1 protein-coding gene is annotated in these 281 nt (G+C 39.5%); it reads right to left on the minus strand.

Annotated elements, in window-relative coordinates; genetic code table 11:
• Nucleotides 1-281: relaxase/mobilization nuclease domain-containing protein (locus ACZ2V4_RS11750; protein WP_490514956.1), on the minus strand; the 281-nt coding region annotated here is incomplete at both ends.

Raw genomic sequence — 281 nt, forward strand, 5'->3', positions numbered from 1 at the left:
TCCTTTGTTTTTTCGAATGCCTGATCGATTCGTGCTCTTAGATCATCTTTCCATATATATTCGCCTTTATCCTTGAGCTTCTGCTCTTTAATCGTGACCGATGTGCCACGTTCCTTATGCTTTTCAATGACAGGGTAACCATGTTCCTGTATAACTGCATCATTGATGCGTTCGACGATCTTCTTTTCCTGATAACAGTGATATTTGTGGCCATCCTCTAAATTTACCGCATTAAACACGATGTGATTATGATAGTTGTCTGTATTGCCATGTGTATAGAC

The sequence above is a fragment of the Macrococcus sp. CoH-51_TC_04 genome, from assembly GCF_058188655.1.